The organism is Micrococcus sp. TA1 (assembly GCF_014199555.1).
GTDB lineage: Bacteria > Actinomycetota > Actinomycetes > Actinomycetales > Micrococcaceae > Citricoccus.
The window spans coordinates 792,517-810,287 of the sequence record NZ_JACHNW010000001.1; the positions used below are offsets into that span (position 1 = coordinate 792,517).

The 17,771-nt window shown below is 71.4% G+C and carries 18 protein-coding genes; 15 read left to right on the forward strand and 3 right to left on the reverse strand.

The window, feature by feature from the left end:
* Positions 1–153: 153 nt before the first annotated feature.
* The 9 genes from atpB (at position 154) to GGQ69_RS03370 (ending at position 7,759) form a co-directional block, all read left to right on the forward strand.
* On the forward strand, positions 154–966 hold the full coding sequence (atpB, locus tag GGQ69_RS03330) for a F0F1 ATP synthase subunit A (RefSeq protein WP_183524597.1): 813 nt from the start codon (positions 154–156) through the stop codon (positions 964–966).
* 159 nt (positions 967–1,125) lie between these two features.
* Complete coding sequence (locus tag GGQ69_RS03335; RefSeq protein WP_010144343.1) at positions 1,126–1,335, forward strand: ATP synthase F0 subunit C; 210 nt, start codon at positions 1,126–1,128, stop codon at positions 1,333–1,335.
* Between the two features lie 69 nt (positions 1,336–1,404).
* Positions 1,405–1,980, forward strand: coding sequence for a F0F1 ATP synthase subunit B (locus GGQ69_RS03340; protein WP_183524600.1), 576 nt, complete (start codon positions 1,405–1,407; stop codon positions 1,978–1,980).
* Entirely contained in the window at positions 1,980–2,789 is an 810-nt protein-coding gene (locus tag GGQ69_RS03345; protein ID WP_183524603.1) for a F0F1 ATP synthase subunit delta, read from the forward strand. The genes GGQ69_RS03340 and GGQ69_RS03345 overlap by 1 nt, the downstream gene beginning before the upstream one ends.
* 81 nt (positions 2,790–2,870) lie before the next feature.
* Complete coding sequence (gene atpA, locus GGQ69_RS03350) at positions 2,871–4,508, forward strand: F0F1 ATP synthase subunit alpha (RefSeq protein ID WP_183524606.1); 1,638 nt, start codon at positions 2,871–2,873, stop codon at positions 4,506–4,508.
* Positions 4,509–4,578: 70 nt separating this feature from the next.
* Positions 4,579–5,472: a F0F1 ATP synthase subunit gamma gene (locus tag GGQ69_RS03355; protein WP_183524609.1), complete on the forward strand. Its 894-nt coding sequence runs from the start codon at positions 4,579–4,581 to the stop codon at positions 5,470–5,472.
* A 55-nt stretch (positions 5,473–5,527) separates the two neighbouring features.
* Positions 5,528–6,985: a F0F1 ATP synthase subunit beta gene (gene atpD, locus GGQ69_RS03360; protein WP_183524612.1), complete on the forward strand. Its 1,458-nt coding sequence runs from the start codon at positions 5,528–5,530 to the stop codon at positions 6,983–6,985.
* Positions 6,986–6,987: 2 nt separating this feature from the next.
* Positions 6,988–7,284: a F0F1 ATP synthase subunit epsilon gene (locus GGQ69_RS03365; protein WP_010144349.1), complete on the forward strand. Its 297-nt coding sequence runs from the start codon at positions 6,988–6,990 to the stop codon at positions 7,282–7,284.
* Position 7,285: 1 nt separating this feature from the next.
* On the forward strand, positions 7,286–7,759 hold the full coding sequence (locus tag GGQ69_RS03370) for a DUF2550 family protein (RefSeq protein WP_010144350.1): 474 nt from the start codon (positions 7,286–7,288) through the stop codon (positions 7,757–7,759).
* Positions 7,760–7,814: 55 nt separating this feature from the next.
* On the opposite strand, the gene GGQ69_RS03375 is transcribed toward GGQ69_RS03370, so the two are convergent.
* Together GGQ69_RS03375 and nucS are read right to left on the reverse strand one after the other, a co-directional pair.
* Positions 7,815–8,918 (reverse strand): amidohydrolase family protein, encoded by a 1,104-nt coding sequence (locus GGQ69_RS03375; RefSeq protein WP_183524615.1) that lies wholly within the window; start codon positions 8,916–8,918, stop codon positions 7,815–7,817.
* Positions 8,896–9,591, reverse strand: coding sequence for an endonuclease NucS (gene nucS / locus GGQ69_RS03380; RefSeq protein WP_183524618.1), 696 nt, complete (start codon positions 9,589–9,591; stop codon positions 8,896–8,898). The genes GGQ69_RS03375 and nucS overlap by 23 nt, the downstream gene beginning before the upstream one ends.
* 69 nt (positions 9,592–9,660) lie before the next feature.
* Between nucS and GGQ69_RS03385 the strand changes: the two genes are divergently transcribed.
* A complete protein-coding gene (locus tag GGQ69_RS03385; RefSeq protein ID WP_183524621.1) occupies positions 9,661–10,038 on the forward strand; it encodes a hypothetical protein in 378 nt (125 codons plus the stop codon).
* Between the two features lie 26 nt (positions 10,039–10,064).
* The gene (locus tag GGQ69_RS03390; RefSeq protein ID WP_183524624.1) at positions 10,065–10,898 is read left to right on the forward strand and encodes an alpha/beta hydrolase; all 834 of its coding nucleotides are present in this window, start codon (positions 10,065–10,067) and stop codon (positions 10,896–10,898) included.
* Here the strand turns inward: GGQ69_RS03390 and GGQ69_RS03395 are convergent.
* On the reverse strand, positions 10,895–12,244 hold the full coding sequence (locus GGQ69_RS03395; RefSeq protein ID WP_298045358.1) for an AI-2E family transporter: 1,350 nt from the start codon (positions 12,242–12,244) through the stop codon (positions 10,895–10,897). The two genes, GGQ69_RS03390 and GGQ69_RS03395, sit on opposite strands and share 4 nt — an antisense overlap.
* 128 nt (positions 12,245–12,372) lie before the next feature.
* Between GGQ69_RS03395 and GGQ69_RS03400 the strand changes: the two genes are divergently transcribed.
* The 4 genes from GGQ69_RS03400 to GGQ69_RS03415 all read left to right on the forward strand — a co-directional run bounded on the left by GGQ69_RS03400 (position 12,373) and on the right by GGQ69_RS03415 (position 17,706).
* A complete protein-coding gene (locus GGQ69_RS03400; protein WP_183524628.1) occupies positions 12,373–14,163 on the forward strand; it encodes a hypothetical protein in 1,791 nt (596 codons plus the stop codon).
* 64 nt (positions 14,164–14,227) lie between these two features.
* On the forward strand, positions 14,228–15,196 hold the full coding sequence (locus GGQ69_RS03405) for a tetratricopeptide repeat protein (RefSeq protein ID WP_255459404.1): 969 nt from the start codon (positions 14,228–14,230) through the stop codon (positions 15,194–15,196).
* 99 nt (positions 15,197–15,295) lie between these two features.
* On the forward strand, positions 15,296–16,147 hold the full coding sequence (locus GGQ69_RS03410) for an ABC transporter ATP-binding protein (RefSeq protein ID WP_183524631.1): 852 nt from the start codon (positions 15,296–15,298) through the stop codon (positions 16,145–16,147).
* Positions 16,132–17,706 carry a transporter gene (locus tag GGQ69_RS03415; protein WP_183524634.1) on the forward strand — a complete coding sequence of 525 codons (1,575 nt, stop codon included), beginning with the start codon at positions 16,132–16,134 and terminating at the stop codon, positions 17,704–17,706. Before GGQ69_RS03410 ends, GGQ69_RS03415 begins: the two co-directional genes overlap by 16 nt.
* Positions 17,707–17,771 lie beyond the last annotated feature (65 nt).

Genomic DNA, 17,771 nt, shown 5'->3' on the forward strand with positions numbered 1-17,771 from the left:
GGCCGATCTGGTCATGAGCACCGTGCCCGGTTTGATAGGCTCATCAACGATCAATAACGACGGTCCGGGCCGAGCCGTGTCGCCGCCCGGGACCGCGTGGAGGGAACGCCCACTGACCGCGTTCCGCTGACGGACACTGCAGAGAGGATCAGCGTGCTACCGATCGTGCTCGCCAGCTCCACCAACGAGGGTGGATTTGTTCCTCCCACGATCGACGACGCTCACCTCCCGGACATCATCCCCTGGATGGCCGAGTACGGCACCGGTTTCGGCAAGCAGATGGCCATGATCATCCTGTCGGTCATCCTGATCACCGCCTTCTTCATGCTGGCGATGCGCAAGGCGCAGCTCAAGCCCGGCAAGGTCCAGTGGCTGGCCGAGTCCGGTTACGCGTTCGTGCGCAACGGCATCGGCCGGGACATCATCGGCGAGAAGGAATTCAAGGCCTGGGTGCCGCTGCTGTTCGGCATCTTCTTCTTCATCCTGCTGAACAACATCTTCGGCGCCATCCCGCTGCTGCAGCTGCCGAGCTTCTCGCACGCCGGTTCGGCCTACGCCATGGCGCTGATCGTCTACATCATCTGGATCGGCGTCGGCGTCCGCCGCAACGGGCCGCGCTACTTCAAGCTCGCCGTCGTCCCCAGCGGGGTGCCGGGCTGGATCCTGCCGCTGCTGGTGCCGCTGGAGATCATCTCCAACTTCATCGTCCGGCCGCTGACCCACTCCCTGCGTCTGATGGCCACCATGCTCTCCGGCCACATGATCGTGATGCTGGCCGGCGCCGGCGCGCAGTTCCTCATCATGGAGACCGGGAACCTCGCACTGCAGGGCACCGGCGTGCTGGTGATCCTCGGGTTCGTGGCCATGTACTTCCTGGAGCTGCTGATCATGTTCCTGCAGGCCTTCGTCTTCACCCTGCTGACCGCGATCTACATCCAGGGCGCCCTCGCCGCCAACGAACACTGACCTTCCGGCCCCGCACCCGGCCCGGCAGTAGACGGGACGGAGCGGGAACGGGGTGACGGACGCCGTCCGGCACCACATGACTTCCCGGTACCGGCAATCGCCGGAACCACGCCGGGGATTCCCTCACAACCTGCCGCCTGGCATCTTGAAAGGAACACCATGGAAATCACCGGTAACCTGAACCTCATCGGCTACGGCCTGGCCGCCATCGGCTCCGCGATCGGCGTGGGCCTGATCTTCGCCGCCTACATCAACGGCGTCGCCCGCCAGCCGGAGGCCCAGCGCATCCTGCAGCCGATCGCCCTGCTCGGCTTCGCCCTGGCCGAGGCCCTCGCCATCCTGGGCCTGGTCTTCGCCTTCGTCCTCTAATTCCTGTCCATCCTCGGCCGGCAGTCCGGCCACCCATGACAGGAAATATCACCAAAGGATGGTTGAACCATGATCAGGTCTGAAACGATCCTCGCGGCAGCCGAGGGGGCGAATCCTCTCGTCCCCAACTGGTGGGAGGTGCTGGTCACCGCCGTCGGCTTCGCCGTGCTGATGTTCCTCGTGATCAAGTACATCGCACCGGCCCTGGAGAAGGCGTACCAGGACCGGTATGCCGCGATCGAAGGCGGCCTCGAGAAGGCGGAGAAGGCCCAGGCCGAGGCCAACGCCCTCAAGGCGAATTACGAGCAGCAGCAGCAGGAGGGCTACGCCGAGGCCAATCGCATCCGCGAGGAGGCGCGCGCCGAGGGTGCCCAGATCCTGGCCGACGCCCGCGAGAAGGCCTCCGGCGAGGCGGCCCGCATCGTCGAGCAGGCCCACGCCCAGATCGCCGCCGAGCGCCTGCAGGCCGAGTCCTCGCTGCGCAACGACGTCGGCGCCCTGGCCACCACCCTGGCCGGCCGCATCGTGGGCGAGTCCCTCGAGGACGATGCCCGCTCGCAGCGCGTCGTGGACCGGTTCCTCGCGGACCTCGAGCGCAGCGAGACCGTGGGCCAGGCCTCCACCAGCGCAGGTGCTGCTGAGTAATGGCCGGTGCATCTTCCGACTCACTGACGGCCGCCCGCCGGGACCTGGACTCCGTCCTGACCACCGGTGGACTCCCGCTGGCCGGCGAACTGTTCTCGGCACTCGGGACGGTCGACTCCAGCGCGCCCCTGCGCCGGGCCCTGACCGATCCCTCGTGGACGACCGAGCGTCGCGTCGGCGTGGTCCGGTCCCTGTTCGGCGGCAAGCTCTCCGAGGCGGGCTTCACCGTCCTGGCCGACCTCGCCGGCCGCCGCTGGTCCCGGGACCGGGACTTCGGTGACGCGCTCGAGCAGCTGGCCACCACCGCGGTGGCCGGGTCCGCCGAACGCGAGGGCCTGGGCGGACTGGAGCGGCTCTCGGACGAGCTGTTGTCCTTCAACCGTGCGGTCGGGGAATCCCATGATCTCCAGCGTGCACTGACGGATCCGCAGGCCCCCGCCGCAGCCCGGGGCACCCTGGCCGAGCGACTGATGGGAGGCGCCTCCCCGGAGGCGCGCCTGCTGGTGCGCCAGGCCGTGGAGAACCCGCGCGGCAGCAAGCCGGTCGACCTGGTCCGGGACTTCGTGGACGCCGTGGCCCAGCGCCAGCGGACGTGGATCGCCGAGGTCACGGTCGCCCGTCCGCTCGGGCCCGGGCAGCAGGAACGCCTGGCCTCCGGGCTCAAGCGCCTCTTCGGCCGCGACCTGAAGCTGGACGTGGCCGTCGATCCCGAACTGGTCGGTGGCATCCGGGTCCAGGTGGGCGACGACGTCGTCGACTCCTCCCTCCAGACCCGGCTCCTCGACCTCCAGCGGAAACTGGCCGGCTGAGGCCGGTCCGACGAATCCACCCAGACACCTTCGGTCATCGTCATCTCGATGATCACCAACGTTAGAGAGCAGGGAACGCAGATGGCCGACTTGACCATCAACGCTGACGATGTTCGCAATGCCCTGAATGAGTTCGCGGCATCCTACGAACCGGCCGGCACCGAACGTGTGGAGGTCGGCCACGTCGTCTCCGCCGCGGACGGCATCGCCCGTGTGGAGGGACTGCCCTCCGCCATGGCCAACGAGCTGCTTCGCTTCGAAGACGGCACGCTGGGCCTGGCCCAGAACCTCGACACCCGTGAGATCGGCGTCGTCGTCCTGGGCGACTTCCAGGGCATCGAGGAGGGCCAGGAGGTGCAGCGCACCGGAGAGGTCCTCTCCGTCCCGGTGGGCGATGCCTTCCTGGGCCGCGTCGTGGACCCGCTGGGTGCACCGATCGACGACCTGGGACCCATCCAGGCCGAGGGACGCCGCGCCATGGAGCTGCAGGCGCCGGGCGTGACCCAGCGCAAGTCCGTCGAGGAGCCCCTCCAGACCGGCATGAAGTCCATCGACGCGATGATCCCGATCGGCCGCGGCCAGCGCCAGCTGATCATCGGTGACCGCCAGACGGGCAAGACCGCCATCGGCATCGACACGATCCTGAACCAGAAGGACAACTGGGCCTCGGGCGACCCGAAGAAGCAGGTCCGCTGCATCTACGTGGCCGTCGGCCAGAAGGCCTCCACCATCGCCGCCGTCCGCCACACCCTGGAGGAGAACGGCGCGCTGGAGTACACCACGATCGTGGCCTCCCCGGCCTCTGACCCGGCTGGCTTCAAGTACCTGGCCCCCTACGCCGGCTCGGCCATCGGCCAGCACTGGATGTACGGCGGCAAGCACGTCCTGATCATCTTCGACGACCTCTCCAAGCAGGCCGAGGCCTACCGTGCGGTCTCGCTGCTGCTGCGCCGCCCGCCGGGACGCGAGGCCTACCCGGGTGACGTGTTCTACCTGCACTCCCGGCTCCTGGAGCGTTGTGCCAAGCTCTCCGACGAGCTCGGCGGCGGCTCGATGACCGGCCTGCCGATCGTGGAGACCAAGGCGAACGACGTCTCGGCCTACATCCCGACCAACGTCATCTCCATCACCGACGGCCAGATCTTCCTGCAGTCGGACCTGTTCAACGCCAACCAGCGTCCCGCCGTGGACGTGGGCATCTCCGTGTCCCGCGTCGGCGGCGCCGCGCAGATCAAGGCCATGAAGAAGGTCTCCGGCACCCTGAAGCTGGACCTGGCCCAGTACCGCGACCAGCAGGCCTTCGCCATGTTCGCCTCGGACCTGGATCCGGCCACCCGCCGCCAGCTGGCCCGTGGCGAGCGCCTGACCGAGCTGCTGAAGCAGCCGCAGTACAACCCGTACCCGGTCGAGGAGCAGGTCGTGTCCATCTGGGCCGGCGCCAACGGCCACCTGGACGAGGTCCCGGTCGAGGACGTGCTGCGGTTCGAGCGCGAGTTCCTGGACCACCTGCGCCACAAGGACCTGGTCCTGGCGTCGATCCGGGAGACCGGCAAGCTCGAGGACTCCGCCCTGGAGACCCTCAAGGCCGAGGTCGAGTCCTTCAAGAAGGGCTTCTTCGGCGAGGGCGACAGCCAGCTCGTGGCCGCCGGGCACGAGGAACACGATCCGCTGGCGGCCGACGCGGTCACCCAGGAAAAGATCGTCAAGCAGAAGCGCTGACCGTGACCGCTCACCGGTGCCCGCCCGCGAGGGCGGGCACCGGTGAGCGGGAACGAAGGAAAGGACAACCATGGGAGCCCAGATCCGGGTCTACCGCCAGAAGATCGCCTCGACGCAGTCGATGCAGAAGATCTTCAAGGCGATGGAGCTGATCGCCACGTCCCGTATCGGCAAGGCCCGCGAACGCGTGGCCGCGTCGCTGCCGTACGCCAACGCGATCACCCGCGCCGTGTCCGCCGTGTCATCGCAGCAGGACATCGAGCACGTGCTGACCTCCGAGGTGGAGAACCCGCGCCGTTCGGCCGTGCTGATCCTGTCCTCGGACCGTGGCATGGCCGGCGCCTACTCCGCCAACATCCTGCGCCACGCCGAGGAGCTGCTGGAGAAGCTGCACGCCGAGGGCAAGGAGACCGACGTCTACCTCGTCGGCCGCAAGGCCCAGGGGTACTTCGACTTCCGCGGCCGGGAGTACAAGGACCTCTGGTCCGGGGACACGGACAGCCCGAAGTTCGAGCGCGCCCGGGAGATCGGCCGCACGCTGGTCGACTCGTTCCTGCACGATACCGAGGACGGTGGCGTGGACGAGATCCACGTCGTCTTCACTGAGTTCCACTCTCTCGTGACCCAGGTGCCGACCGTCGTCCGGCTGCTGCCCCTCGAGGTGGTGGAGGAGGAGGTCACCGACGAGACCGAGCTGCTGCCGCTCTACGAGTACGAGCCGGCACCGGAGGACGTCCTCGACGCCCTGCTGCCGAAGTACATCGAGTCCCGGATCTTCTCGGCGATGCTCCAGTCGGCCGCCTCGGAGCTGGCCAACCGTCAGCGGGCCATGAAGTCCGCGGGCGACAACGCCAAGGACCTCGTCCGCGAGTACACGCTCAAGATGAACAACGCCCGCCAGGCCGAGATCACCCAGGAACTCACCGAGCTGATCGCCGGTGCGGACGCGCTCAGCGCATCCTGACCCCGGGCCGACCGGCACCACAGCAACCGCCATCCACACCAAAGAAGTGAGAGAGATGACTGCCACCACGAACGAACAGGGCACCGGTACCGCCACCGGCGGCGCCATCGGTCGCATCGCCCGCGTGATCGGGCCGGTGATCGACGCCGAATTCCCCGCGGGCGCCATGCCGGGCGTGTACAACGCCCTCACCGCCGAGCTGACCGTCAACGGTCAGACCCGCACCATCACCTTCGAGACCGCGCAGCACCTGGGCGACAACCTGGTCCGCGCCATCTCACTGCAGTCCACCGACGGCCTGGTCCGCGGCGCCGCCGTGACCGATACCGGTGCGCCGATCACCGTGCCGGTGGGCGAGGTCGTCAAGGGCCACATCTTCAACGTCCTGGGCGAGTCCCTCGACGTGCCCACCGCGGAACTGGACGTGAAGGAGCGGTGGTCCATCCACCGCCCGGCGCCGAACTTCGCGGCCCTCGAGGGCTCCACCGAGATGCTGGAGACCGGCATCAAGGTCATCGACCTGCTGACCCCGTACATCAAGGGCGGCAAGATCGGCCTGTTCGGCGGCGCCGGCGTGGGCAAGACCGTGCTCATCCAGGAGATGATCACCCGTGTGGCCCGCAACTTCGGCGGCACCTCCGTGTTCGCCGGTGTCGGCGAGCGTACCCGTGAGGGCAACGACCTCTGGGTCGAGATGGAGGAGGCGGACGTCCTGAAGGACACCGCCCTCGTGTTCGGCCAGATGGACGAGCCGCCGGGAACCCGTCTGCGCGTCGCCCTGACCGGCCTGACCATGGCCGAGTACTTCCGCGACGAGATGAACCAGGACGTGCTGCTGTTCATCGACAACATCTTCCGCTTCTCGCAGGCCGGCTCCGAGGTCTCCACGCTGCTGGGCCGCATGCCCTCCGCCGTGGGCTACCAGCCGAACCTCGCCGATGAGATGGGCGTGCTCCAGGAGCGCATCACCTCCACCCGCGGCCACTCGATCACCTCGATGCAGGCCGTCTACGTTCCCGCGGATGACTACACCGACCCGGCCCCGGCCAACGTGTTCGCCCACCTGGACGCGACCACGAACCTGACGCGTACGCTGGCCTCCCGTGGCCTGTACCCGGCCGTGGACCCGCTGGCCTCGACCTCGCGCATCCTCGACCCGCAGTACGTGGGCCAGGAGCACTACGACGCCGCCACCCGCGTGAAGCAGATCCTGCAGAAGAACAAGGAACTGCAGGACATCATCGCGATCCTCGGTGTGGACGAGCTCTCGGAGGAGGACAAGATCGTCGTCTCCCGCGCCCGCCGCATCGAGCAGTTCCTGTCCCAGAACACCTACACCGCCAAGCAGTTCACCGGCGTGGAGGGTTCGACCGTCCCGATCAAGGACACCATCGAGGGCTTCAACGCCATCGCCAACGGTGACCTCGACCACATCTCCGAGCAGGCGTTCTACAACGTCGGCGGACTGGACGACGTCGAGCGCAACTGGGCCAAGATCCAGTCGGAGAACTGATCATGGCTGACAGGCACGAACTCGAGGTGGAGATCGTGGCGGAGGACCACTTCGTGTGGTCCGGACCGGCGCAGTCGGTCAGCGCCCGGACCATCGACGGCGAGATCGGCATCCTGCCGGGTCACACCCCGATGCTGGCCGTGCTGGGCGACGGCGACGTCGTCGTCCAGCAGGCCGGTGGCCAGACCATCACGGCCCACGCCGAGGGCGGGTTCTTCTCCGTGGACAACGACCGCGTGGTCATCGTGGCCGGTGCGGCGTCCCTGAACGGGACCGCGGCCGGACAGGGCGCAGCCTGACGTGAGCCCCGGGTGGTCGGCACTGGTCGCGGCGATCGCCGCCGCGCTGCTGGTGCTCGCCTTCATGGTGTGGTGGCGCTGGCGCACCCTGGTGCGCACGCCCGGGACGTTCACGGCCCGTGCCCGGCCCGCGGACGAGCGCGGTGCCGGGACGCTGGTCATCGGCCGGTATGACGAGGCCGGGCTGGACCTGATGACGGTCTGGTCGATCGATCCCCGGCCCCGGTGGAAGGCGGCCCGACACCAGTTGCGGCTGCGCCGCGGGGCGCCCGGGCGGCAGGACGGGTCGGTGGTGGTGCGCGTGGATGGCGGGCCGTCACCGATCGACCTGGACATCCACACGGATGACTGCTCGGGTCTCTCGGCCTGGATCGAGGCCGGTCCCGCGGTCGGTTTCGGCACGTGGCGGGAGATGCCGTCCCGACGTCACCGGGCCAGCCGGGGCCACCGGGCCTCGCGCCGCCGGGCCCACTGAACCCCGGTCGGAACATCCTCCAGCGCATCGCCGTGACGGCGGTGCGCTGGATGCGTTAACGGCCCCGGGCGAGGGGATGTCCCGCGGGGAGCACGACGTCGCCCGGCACCCCGGGTGCGTCCCACACCACCCAGCCGGAGTCCCGGCGCCCGGGCGGCAGGCCCCGGGCCGGGGTGGCGGTCACCGAGCGCACGGCGGCGTCCCGGGCCACGCCCCACTCCAGCAGCAGGCCCAGGGCCCGGTCCAGGGACACCGACCCGGAGGCCAGGGTGCCCGAGGCGGCCAGCCTCGGCGCGCTGCCCGGTGCGGAGTCCAGGTCCACGCGTCCGAGCCGGTGGCGGCCCGGTGCCGCACCCGTGGCGGCGGAGGCGTCGGAGACCACGCAGACCGCGTCGGGCACCAGCGCGATGACGTCGCGCACCACGGCCGGGTCCACGTGCCGTCCGTCGGCGATCAGCTCGAGCCGCAGCAGGCCCCCTGCCGCCGCCCGCAGGGCACCGGGGACGGGCCCCGGACGACGATGGTGGAAGCCGGCCATGGCGTTGAACAGGTGGGTGACCGCGGGCGGCCCGGGCGCCCCGGCGAGCCGGTCCAGGGCATCGTCGAACTGGTCCGCCGTGGCGTCCGTGTGGCCGGGGGAGGGACTGACCCCGGCGGCCAGCAGCGCGGCCTCCAGACCGGCCGCCCCGTCCAGTTCTGGGGCGTAGGTCATGGCGGTGATGGCGTTGCCGCCCCCGGACCCGGGATCCGTGCCACCCTGCGCACCGGCCTCCAGCAGGGCGTGCACCAGCGCCCGGGACGCGCCGGTGCCCGGGGCGAGGAGGTCTGCCGGGGGGTGTGCCCCGCACCGGGCGGGGGACAGGAACGGGCCCTCCAGGTGGATTCCCGCCAGGTCCCCGGAGCGGACCAGCGGGGCGAGCCGGCGCACCGCGGCCAGCATCTCGGACGCCGGCATCGTGGGCACGGAGGCCACCACGCGGGTCACCCCGCGCCCGGCGAGCGCGGCCAGCGCCGTGCGCACGGCCTCCGGTCCGGCGGTCGCGAAGTCGGTGCCGCCGTAGCCGTGGCAGTGCTGGTCCACGAGGCCCGGGGTGACCAGGCGCCCGGGGGCGTGCGGACGGGGGACGGGGACGGGGTCAGAAGAGGCGGGACTCGGCATCGTCCACGCCGCGCATCGCGTCGTAGTCCAGGGTGAGGCAGCGGATGCCGCGGTCCTCGGCGAGTGTACGGGCCTGGGGCTTGATCTGCTGGGCGGCGAAGACGCCCCGGACCGGGGCCAGCAGCGGGTCCCGGTTCATCAGGTCGAGGTAGCGGGTGAGCTGCTCGACACCGTCGATGTCCCCGCGGCGCTTCAGCTCGACCGCCACGGTGCCGCCCTCGGGGTCACGGGCCAGGATGTCGACCGGGCCGATGGCCGTCATGTGCTCCCGCCGGACCAGCGAGTGGCCCGTGCCGAGCAGCTCGATCTGCTCGGCCAGCAGGCGCTGCAGGTCGGCCTCGACGCCGTCCTTGACGAGCCCGGGGTCGACGCCCAGCTCATGCGAGGTGTCGTGCAGGACCTCGAAGACGTGCACGACCAGGCGGTCGTCGGCCTTGGTCGACTGCACGTTCCACACCTCGCGCACGCCCTCCTCGGCGAGTTCCTCGGAGGGCGGGGCGACCCGCAGCGTCGCCGGCGGACTCATCCAGTTGAGGGGCTTGTAGGACCCGCCGTCGGAGTGGACCAGGACGGAGCCGTCCGCCTTGACCAGGAGCAGGCGGGTGGCCTGCGGCAGGTGGGCGCGCAGGCGCCCCTCGTAGTTGACGGAACACCGGGCAATCACCAAACGCACACCGGGCAGTCTACTGGCAGCCGGCGCCCGGACGGCTCCACCGCGCCCGTGCTGTGACACCATGAGGAGGTGCCCCGTTCCAACCGACCCCGCCGCCGCCCCGGTACCGGAGCGGGTGCCGGACGCGCCGGTCGCCACCGGGGGACGGAGCCGGCGTCGGGGGTGGGGCCCGGCGGCCCCGGAGAACTGGACCGGTTGCTGGGACTGGACCCCGGCTACCGGCACGAGACCGGTCCCGACGGCGGCTGGCACGTGCGCAGGATCCCCGCCTGGCGCGCCGTGAAGGACTACACCTGCCCGGGGTGCGGGCGCACCATCCCGCCGGGGCTCGCCCACCTGGTGGCCTGGCGCAGCGACTCGATCCTGGGTGACGAGGCCGCCGGCGCGGAGCGGCGCCACTGGCATCCCAAGTGCTGGAGCACGCGCCGGCAGGACGGACGGTACTGACGATGCCGCACCCACAGGACGGCCCGATGCGCGGGGCCCCCGACGACGCCCCCGCGGTCCCCTTGCCTCCCGGGCCCGTGGCCGAGGACTACCGGGACACGCGGGGAGCGGAACCGATCCATTCCCGGACGGTGTTGCCCGCCGCGCGCGAACGCATCGTGCTGCGCACCGAGGACGGCCTGGACCTGGTCGGCGAACTCGCCGTGCCCGTCGACCGGGCACCCCGGGCCACGCTCGTGACTTTCCACCCGCTTCCCACGGTGGGCGGGCACATGGACTTCCACCTCTACCTCAAGGCGGCCCAGTGGCTTCCGGCGACGGCCGGGTTGGCCGTGCTGCGGTTCAACACGCGCGGCACGTGCTCGGCGCGCGGTTGCTCGGACGGGTCGTTCGGTGACGGCGTCTCCGAGCGGGCCGACGTGGCCGCGGCGCTGGCGTTCGTGGCCGAGCGGTCACTGCCGGCCCCCTGGCTGCTGGGCTGGTCCTTCGGCACCGAGCTGGTGCTCAAGCACGGGTTGCTGGTGCCCCACGCCCAGCGGGCCGTGGGCGGGATCCTGCTCTCACCGCCGCTGCGCCGCTCCACCCCGGACGACCTGGACCGCTGGGCAGCCGACGGACGGCCCCTGCGGGTGCTCGTCCCCGGCCTGGACGACACGTTGCGACCGGCCGAGGCGGTGCGGCGCTTCGCCCGGGTGCCGCAGGCCGAGGTGGTCGGCGTCGACGGGGCGCGGCACCTGTGGGTGGGCCGGACCCACACGCACCGGGCCCTGGACGAGGTGGCGTCCACGGCGCTGGGCAGGGCAGTGCGGATGCCGGCGACGTGGGACGGACCGGTCCTGGCCGGTGTCCGCCAGGCCTAGAGACGGTCCTGCCGGGGCAGGAGGACCTCCCGGACCACCAGCATCACCCCGGCGGCCAGCGGGATGGCCATGAGGGCCCCGAGCACGCCCAGCAGCGCCGCCCCGGCGATCACCGCGATCACGGCCACCGAACCGGGCACGGCCACGGCCTTGCTCATCACCCGCGGGGAGACGAAATAGGCCTCGACCTGCAGGTAGGTGAAGTAGATGGCCGCAAAGATCAGGGCCTGCTGCCAGCCACCCGTCAGTGCGACGGCGGTGATGATGATCCCACCGGTGAGGGCGCCCACCAGTGGGATGAACGCCATCAGCCCGGCGAAGAACGCCAGCAGCGCACCGAAGGGCAGTCCGGCGATCGAGACGGCGATGAAGGCCACGAGGCCGTTCAGCACGGCCACGACCGACTGGCCGATGACGTAGAAGCCCACCGAGGAGGTGATCTCCTCGCCCAGGTACTCCACGCGATGCCTGCGGGAGCGCGGGGCCAGCCGGTAGGCCCAGAACTTCATGGCCGGCAGGGACACCAGGAAGTACAGCGTCAGCACGAGCACGATCAGCACGGAGAAACCGGTGTTGACGATCGCGCTGCCCACGCCGAACAGTCCGCCGAAGATCGCGGTGTAGTTGGCGGAGTCCGCCACGAACCTGTTCATCTCCGTCTCCGCGATCTCCCGGATGCCGAACTGCGAGTCCAGGTCGTGGAAGAACTGGGACTCCAGGAAGTCCGAGACCATGTCCGGCAGGTCGTTGACGAACGCCGTGGTCTGCTCCACCACGGTGGGGATGAGCAGGGAGAAGAAGGCCGTGAGGATGGCCGCCAGCAACAGCAGCGCGGCCGCGACGCCTACTCCGCGGGGGGCGCCCCAGCGTTCGATCCGGCGCACGATCGGGTCCAGGCCCAGCGAGATGAACAGTGCCGCGCCGATCCACACCAGCAACTGCGTGTTGGCCGAGAGGATGCCGTAGACCAGCAGTGCCAGCCCGACGCCCACGGTCAGCAGGAACCCGGTCTGGATGGGGTGGGCGGCACCGATGAGCCGCACCCGGCTCTCCTCGGGGACCTCGGCCGTGTCCACCGGCGCCCGTTCCGCCTCCGGGGAGCGGACGTCGAACCGGGGCCGGGGCCGGGCGCCCGGCACCCGCCGGGTGGCGAGGACGCGCCGGAGGAACCCCGGCGGGCGCCGGGGTTCCGGGGGCTCGCGGTCGTCGGCCACCGGGGCGGCGGGCGCCGGGGCGCCGGCCGTCGGGACCGCAGCCGAGGGCGGCCCCGGGGGGCGGCCGGCGGCCTCCGGGCCGGCGCCGGCGACAGGGCCGGGGCCCGGTCGGGAGGGGTCATGGTCCTGCACAAGCGACAGGTTACGTCACTGACCTGCCGTTATCATTCGGTGACCTTCCGGCTATACTGGTCGCTGGCCCTCTGGGCCCGAACCGACCCCCATCGACAGGTGACCGAGTGCGAGTTGTATCCGGAATAGTGGCCCTTCTGCTGGGCATCGCCGCCCTGCTGTGCGCCGGCGGACTGCAGACGATCTGGGCCCCACCGGAGACGATGACGGCGACCGTCGGCCAGCAGCCCGCCGAGGCGCCGCTGACGGTGATCACCTCCGGCATCGACGCGGTGGACGAGGCTCCGGTGGAGTACACGATCTCCGGGGAGGGCTCCTTCACCGTGATGCTCGGCCGCGAGCGCGACGTCCAGGCCTGGGTGGGGGACGCCGCCCACAACACCGTCACGGGCATCACCACGGATGTCCCCGGCGGGGAGGCCCCGCGCATCGAGGTCGAGCACGCCGAGGGTGAGGCCACCGTTCCGGACCCCAAGGGCTCCGACCTCTGGCTCGACGTCCAGGAGGGCAAGGACCGCCTGGAACAGCGCTGGAGCGTGCCCTCCGACGGGGACTGGGCGCTGCTCGTCGCCCGTGACGGCACCGACCCCGCCCCCACCGAGATGACGGTGACCTGGACCAACCGCGTCGGCGACAACCCCTGGATCGTGCCGCTGTACGTCATCGGCGGGCTGCTGGTGCTGATCGGGATCGGCCTGCTGGCCTGGGCCGCGGCCCGGCGCGCGCGGGGTCCCCGCGACGGCGCCGGGACCCCGGTCGCGCCGGGGGCCGGTGCGGCGTCGCCCCCCTCCGGCGCGGCATCGTCCGGCACCGGGTCCACCGCCGGCACGGTGACCAGCACCTCCGGGGCGGCCGTGCCGGGACCCTCCGGAGGGCCCGCCACCCGGCGCGCCCTCCGCGCGATCGGCGCCGGTGTCACCGCGCTGGCGATCGGGCTGACCGGCGTGGCCCCGGCCGGTGCCGCCCCCGCGGCCACCGCAGAGGCCTCGTCGCCGGCCGCCACGGAGGAGGCCGGGGACGAGGCGTATTCCGTCCTGACCGATGCCCAGCTGGAGCGGATCCTGGGCAAGGTCGCCCAGACGGTCAGGGCCGGGGACCTCGCCCAGAACGCGACGAAGCTCCGGCCGCGCGTCGCCGAGCACGCGCTGGAGATGCGCTCCCTGAACTACCGCAACCGGAAGATCGACGACAGCATCCCGGCGCCGGAACCGATCGGGTCCTCGCCGGTGCTCTCGGCCGCGGCCGTCTCGGACCCCTCCTTCCCGCGGACGGCCATGGCCATCACGGAGGGCAAGGGCAACAGCACGCCGCAGATCCTGATGCTCCGGCAGGAGTCGGCGCGCGGCCAGTACCGGCTGGTGGCCACGGCGCCGATGACCCCCGGTGCGCAGCTGCCGGCGGGCAGCCTGGACCAGACCGGCGTCGAGGTCCTCGAATCGGCGGACGCCGAGGGACTGATGATGGCCCCCGGTCACGCCGTGGCCGGAACGGCGCGGTACCTCAGCGACGCCGGTGACGACTTCTCGGAGAGCATCGAGGCCAATCCCTACGTGGACGCGGTGCACGAGTACCAGGAGTCACTGGTCGAGGGCGCCGACGACGCCCGCTTCACGTTCCGGCGCGAGTCCGTGCCCGATTCCGTCGTCGGGCTGCGGCTGGCGGACGGGTCGGCGATCGTCCTGGGCAACCTCTACGCCCGGACCTACGCCCGGCCCAAGGAGGCCGGTGGCGCCGTGATCGTGGACGAGCTGGCGGCCGAGCTGCGTGGGGGCGGCCGGGTGACCCACAAGGGCGTGCGGATGACGTACCGTGAGGTCTTGGCCCTGCACGTGCCGGCTGCCGGAGCGAGCGGGGAGGATGCCAGGATCTCCCTCGTGGGCATGGCCGACGAGCTGCGTACCGTGAAGTTCCTGAGCTGACGACCCGCCGGTCCGTGGAGTCCGGTCCGGCGGACGAACCACGAGACGAGGAGAACACGGGAGCATGTCACAGCAGCCTGGAGCGATGCCGTCCCACCTGCGCGGAGCGGTGGACCTGTCCGGACTCAAGCAGCGGCCGGCCGCCGGCCCGGGGGCGGCTCCGGGGCAGCCCGGGGCCGCTGCCGCCCCCGAGGGCAGCTGGGTCCTGGACGGGGCCCGGCAGGCCGACCTGCAGCAACTCGTCCAGCTCTCGGGCCGGGTCCCGGTCCTGATTCACCTCGCGATGCCGTCCGACCCGGTCAGCGGCCAGCTCGACGCCCTGGTCGCCCCCGAGGTCGACCGTCGCGGCGGACGGCTCGTGCTGGCCCGGGTCGACGCCGAGGCCGAGCCCCAGGCCCTCCAGGTCTTCGGACTGCCCGCCGGGCCCGCCGTCGTCGCGGTGCTGGCCGGGCAGCCGGTCCCGGTGCTGAACCAGGCGGTGCCCGCCGAACAGCTCAGCCAGCTCATCGACGAGCTCCTCGCCGCCGCCGCCCAGAACGGCGTGAGCGGAACCGTCCCCCCGCTGGGTCCGCCACGGGACCACGCGGGCACCCCGGCCGAGGCCCCGGCCCAGCCGCCCCTGCCGCCGTTGCACCAGGAGGCGGTCGACGCCATCGACCGCGGTGACTACGACGCCGCCCTGGACGCCTACCGGCGGGCCCTGGCGGAGAACCCCGGTGACGAGGACGCCAAGGCCGGCCTGGCCCACGCGGGACTGTTCGCCCGGACGGCCGCCATGGACGCGGCAGCGGTGCGTGAGCGGGCGGCCACCGCCCCGGACGACGTCCAGGCCCAGATCGACGTGGCCGACCTCGACCTCCTCGGTGGACACGTCGAGGACGCCTTCACCCGGCTGGTGCGCTTCATCGCCACCCATCCGGGCACGGAGCGCGACCCCGCCCGCGAGCACCTCGTGGACCTGTACACGGTGGTCGGGGACCAGGACCCCCGTACCCAGGCCTCGCGGAAGGCACTGGCCCGCGCCCTGTTCTGAGTCCGGGCGGCCGTGGCCCCCGCGTCATGACGTGGGTCATGGCCCTCCGGCCCGTGGTGCACCGGGGCGCTGACCGCGGCCCTTGCTACGGTCGGTTCCATGAGCCTTCCTGACACCCCCGATGCCCCGCCGGGCACCGACCACCCCGCCCCGCTGCCCACCTTGCGCCCCGACGCCGGGGCGCGGGAGCTGCCCGACCCGCACACCGCCATCGCGATCCGCGGACTGGCCAAGCGCTTCGGGGAGAAGATCGCCGTCAACGGCATCTCCCTGGACGTGCCCGCGGGGTCGTTCTACGGGCTGGTGGGTCCCAACGGGGCCGGCAAGACCACGGCCATGTCCATGGCCACGGGCCTGCTGCGCCCGGACCACGGACGGGTCTGGATCCACGGCACGGACGTCTGGGAGGAGCCGCTGGCCGCCAAACGGCGGATGGGCGTCCTGGCGGACGGCGTGCGGTTGTTCGACCGGCTGACCGGTGAGCAGCTGGTGACCTACTCCGGCCTGCTGCGCGGGCTCGACCGCCAGACCGTGGCCGAGCGCACCGCCGACCTGCTGCGCGTCATGGACCTCTCCCAGGACGCCGGCAAGCTCGTGGTCGACTACTCGGCGGGCATGACCAAGAAGGTCGCGCTGGCCTCCGCCATGATCCACGCTCCCAGGGTGCTGGTCCTGGACGAACCGTTCGAGGCGGTCGACCCCGTCTCGGCCGCCAACATCCGGGACATCCTGGCCCAGTTCGTCGCCTCCGGTGGCACGGTCGTGGTCTCCAGCCACGTCATGGACCTCGTCCAGCGCATGTGCGACCACGTGGCCGTCATCGCCGAGGGCACCCTGCTCGCCGCCGGCACGGTCGACGAGGTCCGGGCGGGCCGGTCCCTGGAGGACCGGTTCGTGGACCTCGTGGGCGGCCGCACGAGCGGAGAGGGGCTGTCATGGTTGCACACCTGATGCGCATGAAGCTGGCGATCACCGTCAACGGGTGGAGGCGCAGCACGCTCCAGCTGGTGATGTCCGTCTTCTTCATCGCCTACACGGTCCTCGTGCTGGCGATGTGGGGCGTCGGTGCCACCTTCCTGCCGGACCTCGAGGTGCAGTGGCGGGGGACCGTCCTGACGCTGGTCGGCGCAGCCGCCGTGCTCGGCTGGATCGTGGTCCCCGTGTTCTTCACCGGGGTGGACATGACGCTGGACCCGGCCAACTTCGCCACCTTCGGCATCCCGTCCCGCGCACTCGTGCCGGGCCTGGCCCTGGCCGGACTGGTCACGGTGCCGGGGGCGGCGACCCTCATCGCCTACCTGCTCTCGTCCCTGGCCTGGCGCGACTCGCTGCCGGCCCTGCTCACCGCGATCCCGACGGCGATCCTGGGCGCGCTGTTCTGCATCTGCGTCTCCTACGCGGTCACCGGGCTGCTGGCGGCGTTCACCGGGCGCCGGCGCATCCGCGAGATCGTGTCCATCATCGCCCTGGTCCCGCTCATGCTCAGCGGGGTGATCCTGGCCGGGATCGTCGATTCCGTGGAGGCCGCCGCAGACCGGTTGCCGGGGATCGCCGCGGTCATCGCGTGGACTCCGCTGGGATCGTTCACGGCCGCGCCCTGGGCGGCCGCCGAGGGCCGGTACGGCGAGGCGCTCGGGCAGGGACTGCTCTGCCTCGCCTGGGTGGCCGGCGCCGTCTGGCTCTGGCAGCTCGCCGTCGACCGCAGCTACACCCAGGTGCGCGGGTCCGGACCGGCCACCCGCACCTCCAGGGCGGGGCTCGGGCTGCTGGGCTCGCTGCCCGCCACGCCCGCCGGGGCGATCGCCGCCCGGTCGATCATCTACTGGCTCAAGGACCCGCGCTACTCGGCCTCGCTCATGGTCGTGCCCCTGATGCTGGTGCTGTTCTGGTTCCTGGGTGCACAGTCGGGCGACCACTCCCTGATGCTGTTCATGGGCCCCATCACCGGGTTCATGCTCGGCTACGCGATCTCCGCGGACATCGCCTATGACAGCTCCGCGTTCGCGCTGCACGTCACCGCCGGGGTATCCGGCCGGGACGACCGTGTGGGCCGGGTCGGGGCGCTGCTGCTGTGGGCCCTGCCCCTGACACTCGTCCTAACGCTGGCCACCACCTGGATGGCGGGGGCCTGGGACCTGTTGCCGGGGCTGGTCGGCCTGGCGGTGGGGGCACTGCTCACCGGCGCGGGGGTGTCCGCGGTGTCCTCGGCCCGCTTCATCTATCCGGTGCCGAAACCCGGGGACAGCCCCTTCGCCACCCCGGAGGGCTCGGCCATGCGGATGCTGCTGGTCTCGCTGGGCGCGATGGTGGTCCTCGGGCTGCTGGTGCTGCCCGAGCTCATCCTGTTCGTCCTGGCCCTGCTGACCGGTGACATGCTCTTCCAGTGGCTCACCCTCGTCGTGGGCCTCGGGCTGGGGCTGTTGGTCCTGGGGCTCGGCATCCGCTGGGGCAGCCGCTGGTTCGACCGGGCCCAGGCGGAAACCTACCAGTCCGTGCTGAAGTTCGCATGACCCCGGGCCGGGAGGCCGGCGGCGACGGGACGGAACCGGGCGCAACCGGACGGGCGTGCCGGAGA